8 protein-coding genes and 2 pseudogenes are annotated in these 7,356 nt (G+C 32.8%); 9 read left to right on the top strand and 1 reads right to left on the bottom strand.

The genetic code is table 11. The annotated features are described in order from the left end of the window. Nucleotides 1-133: pseudogene (locus tag LLA01S_RS12475) on the bottom strand (IS982 family transposase); the annotation flags it as partial. Nucleotides 134-267: 134 nt separating this feature from the next. On the opposite strand from LLA01S_RS12475, the gene LLA01S_RS11475 reads away from it, so the two are divergent. From LLA01S_RS11475 to LLA01S_RS11445, 9 genes and pseudogenes are all read left to right on the top strand, one after another. Continuing rightward, nucleotides 268-2,142: a YhgE/Pip domain-containing protein gene (locus LLA01S_RS11475; RefSeq protein WP_061778348.1), complete on the top strand. Its 1,875-nt coding sequence runs from the start codon at nt 268-270 to the stop codon at nt 2,140-2,142. A gap of 188 nt (nt 2,143-2,330) precedes the next feature. Beyond that, nucleotides 2,331-2,663: a metal-sulfur cluster assembly factor gene (locus tag LLA01S_RS11470; RefSeq protein ID WP_003131392.1), complete on the top strand. Its 333-nt coding sequence runs from the start codon at nt 2,331-2,333 to the stop codon at nt 2,661-2,663. A gap of 134 nt (nt 2,664-2,797) precedes the next feature. Beyond that, the gene (locus LLA01S_RS11465; RefSeq protein ID WP_061778347.1) at nt 2,798-3,772 is read left to right on the top strand and encodes a tyrosine-type recombinase/integrase; all 975 of its coding nucleotides are present in this window, start codon (nt 2,798-2,800) and stop codon (nt 3,770-3,772) included. Nucleotides 3,773-4,192: 420 nt separating this feature from the next. Further along, nucleotides 4,193-4,462, top strand: a complete 270-nt coding sequence (locus tag LLA01S_RS11460; protein WP_126355007.1) for a hypothetical protein — start codon at nt 4,193-4,195, stop codon at nt 4,460-4,462. Beyond that, a pseudogene (locus tag LLA01S_RS11455) lies at nt 4,384-5,220 on the top strand (IS982-like element IS982B family transposase); the annotation flags it as partial. The gene LLA01S_RS11460 and the pseudogene LLA01S_RS11455, both read left to right, overlap by 79 nt. Before the next feature lie 630 nt (nt 5,221-5,850). Beyond that, nucleotides 5,851-6,093: a hypothetical protein gene (locus tag LLA01S_RS11450; RefSeq protein ID WP_061778345.1), complete on the top strand. Its 243-nt coding sequence runs from the start codon at nt 5,851-5,853 to the stop codon at nt 6,091-6,093. Between the two features lie 36 nt (nt 6,094-6,129). Continuing rightward, nucleotides 6,130-6,291 (top strand): hypothetical protein, encoded by a 162-nt coding sequence (locus tag LLA01S_RS12665; protein WP_015426181.1) that lies wholly within the window; start codon nt 6,130-6,132, stop codon nt 6,289-6,291. A 317-nt stretch (nt 6,292-6,608) separates the two neighbouring features. Continuing rightward, a complete protein-coding gene (locus LLA01S_RS12580; RefSeq protein ID WP_162267158.1) occupies nt 6,609-6,752 on the top strand; it encodes a hypothetical protein in 144 nt (47 codons plus the stop codon). After that, a partial coding sequence (locus tag LLA01S_RS11445; RefSeq protein ID WP_155719849.1) for a hypothetical protein occupies nt 6,722-7,356 on the top strand: 635 nt, incomplete at its 3' end. The genes LLA01S_RS12580 and LLA01S_RS11445, both read left to right, overlap by 31 nt.

Genomic DNA, 7,356 nt, shown 5'->3' with positions numbered 1-7,356 from the left:
CTAAGCAACCTGATGTTGCGAGATGGACGTTCTTTCGGTTTTGAACCTCAAGGGGAACCCTCGTTTGATAAAGCGTCTCAATGGTTGTCAGTAAATAAACAAAAACTTTTGGAAGTGTGCTATTATAAGTCATATAAGTCGTACGCTTTCTAATGCTTAGTGGTTTAAGATTAGGATAGCACGACTTATTTATTTTCCAATGAACTTAACTAGCAATTCGGGTATACAAAAGAAATATTTGCTAAACTTGGTGATATGAAGTCGGGAATGAAAGAAGCTTCTGACGGATCAAATAAATTAGCTGATGGGACTTCGTCAGCGCTGTCAGGTTCCAAAGAATTGACTAATAATTTGAACACTTTGTCCTCTTCTAGTGTAACTTTTAATGATGGCGCTGATAGTTTGAATTTTGGCCTAAATAAGTTTGTTTTAGGAGTGGATCAAGCTGCAAATGGAGGACAACAAGTCTCTTCAGGTGCTGCCCAATTTGTCAGTGGAACTCAACAATTAGCTGAGGGAACCCAAACTTTGGCTGATAAATCTAAAGATCTGTCAGCAGGAATTTCACAGATTTCTCAAAGTACAGAAGCGGTGAGTCAACTGCAATCGGGTGTGCAACAACTATCCGAAGGCTTAAGTCAAATGGCTCAAAAAACAACTTTATCCGAAACTCAACAGCAAAATATTAGTGCTGTGCAAAATGGTCTTACTGAATTAAATCAAGAGTTACAAAATAATACGATTGACCCAAATTTGGCTGCTAATGTCCAAAAAAACTTGGAAGGTCTTGGAGCTACGGTTACAAATTTAGCTAATGATCAAGTGGCAGCCACTAAGGCAGCAGTTGAAAGTACTGAGACTTTTAAAACTTTAACCGAAAGTCAGAAAACAGATATAAGAAATGCATTAGATAATTCTGTTGGTGCCGGAGCGGTTCAAGCTGATTTACTATCATTAAATGAGAATATTACAGGGGTCAAAAATAGTCTTACAAGTCTACTACCAATGTTTGGAAAAATTGCTGATCTTAAAACATTAGTTCCAGGGGCAAGTCAAACAATCACTGACCTTTCTACAGGTTTAAATAGTGTGAATAGTAGCTTGAATAGTCAAATTTTACCAGGAATGAATAAACTAGACACTGGTTTGACAACATTCAATAGTCAACTCACCTCTGGTGGACAAAAATTGAGTTCTGGCTTTACCCAATATGCTGACGGAGTAGCTAAGGCAAACGCTGGTGCTCAACAATTGGCAAGTAAATCAAAAGACTTGCAAAGTGGAACCATGCAATTAGTTTCAGGATTGACTCAACTACAAGCGAATGGTCCATCATTAACTTCTGGCTCAAACCAATTGGCAAGTGGTGCAAAGCAAATTTCAACGGGTTCACAACAGTTGGCAAATGGTGGCTCAAGCTTAACTAATGGTTTGGGAACTTTAAATACAGGTGCTACTGATTTATCAACAGCTTTAACTAAGGCTGATGATAGTCTGTCAGCAACAAATTCTACTGACGAAAATGCTAAAAAAGTAGCAGCTCCACTGAAACTTAAACATACTGACCATGATAATGTGCCAGTAAATGGTGCTGGGATGACTCCTTATATGATTAATGTTGCACTCTTTATTGGGGCGCTTGCCACTAATGTCGTAATTGGAGTTGGTTTCTCAGGAGAAAAATGGAAATCAGGACGCGAATTTATGTTTGCTAAGATTGGCACAAATGGTTTGGTTGCACTTTTGCAAGGAATCATTGTCTGGGGAGCAGTGGCACTTCTTGGTTTGAGTCCAAATCATTGGTGGGAAATGCTATTAGTCGTTCTTTTGATAAGTTTTGCTTACATGGCTATAAATACTTTCTTCTTAACGGCTTTAGGAAAAGTAGGTGAGTTTGTCATGATTGTCGTTCTTGTGTTGCAATTAGCGACAAGCGCTGGAACTTATCCATTATTACAATTAGCTCCTAAGATCTATCAAGTCATCAGTCCATGGTTGCCAATGACCTATGGATTAAAGATGCTACGTGAAACAATTGGCTTGAATGGCGCGATTTTACCTGAAGCAATTCTCTTTGTGGTTATTATCGCCGTCTTTACATTCATGTTGAGTTTCTTCAAAAAATTCTCACGCTTTGCTTAATATAAAAATTACTGACAGAAATTTTCTAGACTGAATTTTTACCTGTCAGTAATTTTTTGTCTAGAAATTTTAAAATAAATTTGGTAAAATAAAGCTGTAAAAAGAATTTGACAATTTGGAATCGTCCTAGAAAGCAAGCTCGTTCACCTTACAAAGGTTTGCTTTTTATGATAGCCTAAGGAGATAAAATGGCAGATAAATACACAGAAGAGCAAGTGAATGAAATCAAGGACAAAATTCTCTCTGCCCTTGAAAACGTCATTGACCCAGAGCTTGGGATTGATATTATCAACCTCGGATTAGTTTATGAAATTAGCTTTGAAGATAACGGATTTACTGAAATTAAAATGACACTGACCACAATGGGTTGTCCATTGGCAGATTTGTTGACGGAGCAAATCCATGATGCTTTGAAAGAAGTACCAGAAGTTGGTGAAATCAAAGTAAATTTGGTTTGGTATCCAGCTTGGACAGTAGATAAAATGAGCCGCTACGCCCGTATTGCTTTGGGAATTAGATAAACTTCTATCACTAGGTTTATGGCTGTTTTGATAGGATTAGTAAAGACTAAAAAAGGACATTTAGTACGGTATCTAAGCCGTTTTTGAAAAATTATTTATTGTTGTTAAATCTAGTAAAAACAGAGGAAAACAACATGGAAATTTCAATCCAATCAGCAATTCAAGAAATGCTTTTTGATAATAAAGCAAGAGGATTGTCGAAAAATACAATTATATTCAGAGAAAAAACATTGAGGGTTTTCTCTGTTTTTTTGTGCCAAAATGATATTTTAAATATTAACGAAATCAAACCAATTCACATAAAAAAATATTTAGTTGATAGATTAGAATGTGGTTACTCTGAGACAACTGTTAATGGTCATTTAAGGGTTATTAGGGCGCTATTTTCATATTGTATTAATGAAGAATACATTAGGTATGAGGAAGCACCTATACACCGTGTTAAATGGATTAAAGAGAAGAAGACGATTGTAAATACATTTACAGATTCAGAGATAAAAACAATGCTCCAATATACCAGAAAAAGAACCTTTAATACCATCAAGAAAACTGGTAAGGGACGAACTGGATTTTGTACAAAATTTGTGAATGAGAGAAATTACTTGCTGTTACTTATACTTACAGACACTGGTATGAGAATAAATGAAGCATTGAGTCTAAAATTAGAAAATATTAATGATTCTCAAATTATCATAAAAAGTGGTAAAGGGAAAAAAGATAGAATTGTTCATTGTTCACCACTTGTTTATAAACAGTATCTGAAATACAATAGGGCAAAAGAAAATTATTTTTCAAGTAATGGGATAGTACCCATTGAAAATATATTTGTAACTAAATTTGGAAAAAAATATGATTATAGGCTAGCAGAAAAAGAAATATATAAAATAGGAAAAGCGGTGAACATTCGTGACAGTATCCGTATCTCACCTCATACATTTAGACATTATTTTGCTCAAAAATTAGTACGTGAGAATGTTGATATTTATATGATTCAAAAGTTACTGGGACACGCTAGCATCAAGACTACTGAGATATATCTTAGGAGTTTAAATATCGAGAATGAAATTACCAAAGTCATTAAATACAGTCCTTTACAGAATTTAGATTAAAATAAATTTTTAGATAGTGTGGATGGGATAACCTACTAGAAAACAATAATTTTTGAATTATTATATCTATAAAATGAATGTGAATTGGTTTTATATCCTTTATGTTTCAAGTACCATATTTTTTGGGAAAAATGTTTAATTAGATTGATAGAAAATTTGTGAAATTATTAGTTAAATCTTGTATTGATTTTGGTCTGTGGACATTTAATAATAAATATGTTTATACAAAAGATGACCCTCATTGCTAGGAGATAAAGTTACCTGATATGGTATATATGCCTCGAAGTAATTTTTACAAAAAAACACTATATAATTTATTACTAGTGAGATGGAGTTATTGAAATCAAGAGAGGTAAGAAGAGGAGATGTATGGTATAATATTAATGAATTCTAATGAAAGTCAGTGTAAGGGAAGTTATTATGAAGAATAAAATTGTTGGGGTATCACTAAAATTTTCTCATATGAATTTTAAAAATATAGATTTAATACCATTTAGTTCTTATAATTCTTTGTTGGACTATGATATAGTAATTATTGATTTGGCAGGAATCTCATCAGAATATGATTGTGATAAAGATTATAATGGGAGAGAACGATTATATTCTGGTAAGAGACGCTTTATCAAACGAGTGTTCCCCTTGAGGTTCAAAACCGAAAAAACGTCCATCTCGCAACATCAGATTGCTTAGTTATCGCTTGTTACCTATGGGGCGTACTGCATTTTAGTGAAACGCTTAAAGCTAAGCACCAATTGGCTCAAAGTTTATTTCCTAATTTCCTAGAATATTCTCGCTTTGTCCGCCGTTGTAATGCCCTCTTACCGAGTATCCAAGTCATTCGCCAAGCACTCGTCTTTAAAGAGGTTGAAGGAATTAGTGTATCCATTATTGACAGCTTCCCCATTCCTTTGTGTCAGCCGATTCGTAATTTCAGAAGCAAAGGTCTTGGAGATTATGCAAATGTTGGCTACAATGCTACAAAGGGACAGTACTTCTATGGATGTAAATGTCATGCTTTAGTCAGTGAATCAGGCTACGTCATAGACTACACAATTACTCCTGCTTCAATGGCTGATAGTTCAATGACCGAGGAAGTGTTGAGTCAATTTGGGACACCAACAGTCCTTGGAGATATGGGATATCTAGGTCAGTCACTGCATGATAGGCTGGAATTAAAAGGAATTGATCTAATGACACCTGTCAGGAAGAACATGAAGCAAAAGAAAATCCTTTTCCCTAATTTTTCAAAACGTAGAAAAGTGATTGAGCGAGTTTTCTCTTTTTTGACAAATCTAGGAGCTGAGCGTTGTAAAAGTCGATCGCTTCAAGGTTTTCAATTGAAATTAGAGATGATACTTTTAGCGTATTCTTTACTGTTAAAATCAGCTAAATCACTGGAACCAGAGACTTTAAGATATTCTATCGGGTATCAAGTCATGGCTAAATAATCAACTAGCAATTCGGGTATTCTTTAATATCTATTCTAATATACATACCTGTTTGTATACACTTGAATGTATATAAACAGAACGAAATAAGATGAAGGCAAATCACAACCAAGAATTGAACTAGGAATCTCTTACGACTCAATAAAGACAGCTTGCCAAGACATTGGTAATTGCCTTATTGGAGATTTAGCTTTTATTTATGAGTCAAGCGTTCACGGTTTAAGAGAGGGAGGAGATATAATCATTAAAATAAAACAAGCACGACTAGAAAAACTAATCTTTGGAAAATAAAATATTATGTAAGAAAAAGATATCATTGTTTTTTAGGCTTTGTCAAAAAGATGTATATAATACCGTATTTTATTTAAATATAACATTTACTTGACAAATGATACAAATTATGATATAATAGTAGTATAGTTAATTTAGAAGAAAAATTCGGCTATTAACTAAAAAAACTAAACATAAAACTAAACATAAAACTAAACATAAAACTAAACATAAAATAAACGTAAAATATTTTAGAAGTCCAGCCATTCTTTGGTTAGTCTTATATAAATATATTTTTTTGGGTTATTTTATGTTTTTTTGTTTCTATAATTTCTACAATAAAAAGAAAGCAGGTAAAATATGACAACTTGGACAGACGAGATGAAAGAATCAGTAAGTAAACAAAGGCTCAATCCCTTCCTAGTTTTAGATTATATAAATGAGATTGTAGGTGTATACCGTAATAGTAAACAATGTGAAAGAGAAAGTGAATTTGGATTTAGTTCTCTTGGAATCCGTCAAGCACTCAACAAAATTCACAAAAGTCATAAAGGATTCCGATTTGAAAAAATTAGTATTGAACTCTATAAAGAATATAGGTGAAGAATAATAAATTAAATTAATAAAGGAGAATAACAAATGAAAAAATCAGGACTAGTTGTTAAATCATATACGCTTTATGACCCAAACAAAAAGGTATTAAAATATCATAGTTTTATTTTTAACGAAGAACAAAACCAATCTATTAATAATGTAATTAAGAAATACAGAAAAAATAATGGTTTAAGACTAATTGATTGATTAATTATGTTTAAGTTTAAAAGATAAGGTCAAAAGAGACACGGTTTGAAAAGCTGGGAACTATGTTCCCCTGTCGCTTTTCCAGCACCGTATTTTCGTCCTCACATGAGCAAGCTCACGTTCGAACAAAAATGACAAATTTGTTTATTTTACATTTAATTAATAATAAATAGGTGAGCCTTTCCATTACCTAACAAGAATACTCTGTAAGGTAACTGACAGGCACACCTATTTAATTAAAACTTATTAATTTAGAAGACTAACAAAATTTGTCCTACGAATATGAGCGGTCGTAGACTGCGAATATGAGTAGACGATTGACAGAAAAGCGCCCAAGGGCTTTAGCCCAGCTTTTCCAATCGCAATCTTTTGACCTTGTGGTTATAAATATAAAAGAAAAAAGTGTAAAAAATTTAGGAGGAGTAAATTTATGGAAGAAATTAAAAAAGGAAAAATTTTAGAAATTACAGTAAATGAATTGGTTGAAAAATACGATTGGTTGTTGACAGAGTCCAGTGTTCAATCAATTAAAAAATATGGAAAAATGCAAACCAAAACAAAAAAATCAGTAATTAAAGCACTTGAAGAAAAGTTTGAATCAGTTGAATATATAGCAGGTAAAAAGAATCAAAAAGCAAAATTCATTTTAACTAATTATAATTGTAATACAGAGGTTTATAATCCTTATAAAAATAATGGTGGTCAGCCTCTAGATTGGACAAATGAGATTAATTGTATTCAAGAACTAATTAATCAAGAGGTAGCTCGTAATCAGGATGAATTACGTAAAGGATTTACAATATCTAGAATTTTAGCTTTGATGTTGGGGTTTGGAAGTGATTCTGAATTTGATAAGGCTAAAAAGAAAGATATCTTGGAGAATGCGATAAAAGAAAGCTCGATTCTATCAATGTTAGGTAATAAAGATGACTATTATGGTCTTAAAGAGACTGTTAATAATTTGATAAGGAATCAAAGACATATCTATGTGGCAATGATTGAGAAAGAAATCAAAAAAACTAATCATATAATTAGTTATTTAGATTCAAATGGAGAAGAGATTGA

This window comes from Lactococcus cremoris subsp. cremoris NBRC 100676, assembly GCF_001591705.1.
Classification (GTDB): Bacteria; Bacillota; Bacilli; order Lactobacillales; family Streptococcaceae; genus Lactococcus; species Lactococcus cremoris.
The sequence above is the reverse complement of the archived record's forward strand: the minus strand, read 5'-3'. Positions and strand labels throughout refer to the sequence as shown.